Annotated in this window: 2 protein-coding genes; both read right to left on the bottom strand. The window is 43.0% G+C overall.

Annotation, left to right across the window (positions count from 1 at the left end):
- Positions 1–52: 52 nt before the first annotated feature.
- On the bottom strand, positions 53–331 hold the full coding sequence (locus R7O13_RS27725; RefSeq protein WP_017633722.1) for a type II toxin-antitoxin system mRNA interferase toxin, RelE/StbE family: 279 nt from the start codon (positions 329–331) through the stop codon (positions 53–55).
- Positions 328–612, bottom strand: coding sequence for a type II toxin-antitoxin system RelB/DinJ family antitoxin (locus R7O13_RS27720; protein ID WP_005487956.1), 285 nt, complete (start codon positions 610–612; stop codon positions 328–330). The genes R7O13_RS27725 and R7O13_RS27720 overlap by 4 nt, the downstream gene beginning before the upstream one ends.
- Positions 613–660: the final 48 nt, after the last annotated feature.

Below are 660 nucleotides of genomic sequence, written 5' to 3'. Positions count from 1 at the left end.
GGTATTGCGTTGCTCACCCCTTAACAGGGCGTTAGTTCCCCAGAGGAAGCAATCAATCCGTAGGGAATTTTTGTTTCTGGTGTAGTACACGCATAACTCGGATGATATCGCCCTCAACCCAGTAAGATACAATCATTGAAATCTCAAGAATAATGAGCAATCGTCCGCGGATGCCATCTCGTTGTACGCCCATTAAAGGTTGTTCAAGCAAGTTTTCTACTTTTGCTTCAATGAGGTTGTCAGTTTTTTCTGCCGCATCAGGGTTGAAGTCATAGAGAAACTCGAAGATCTTTTCACGATCATTAAGTGACTCTTCTTCCCATAAAATCATTGCTTACCTCGATTACGGATTCTGGCTTTGCGCTCTTCCATTCGAGATTTAGCATTTTGGTGCTCAACGAAAACGGACTTTCCTGAGTCAAACTTCTCAAATGCGAGGTTTACTTGTTCAGTTAGCCATGCATCGTGAGACAATGTTTTTCTTTGTTGTTCAGCGAGTTGCTCAGTAAGTTCACGGCATGCGTCACTCAGAGTGCGACCTTGGCTCTCAGCCATTTGTTGAGCTAGGCGTTTTGTTTCTTCATCAACACGAAATTGAATTCTAGTGTCCATGATTTATTCCTTTGTTGGCGTGTGTACAAATGTTAGCACTAGGCTTTG

Source organism: Vibrio sp. Y176, from assembly GCF_033438945.1.
Note: the sequence above shows the minus strand (reverse complement) of the source record. Positions and strands in the feature narration are given on the sequence as shown.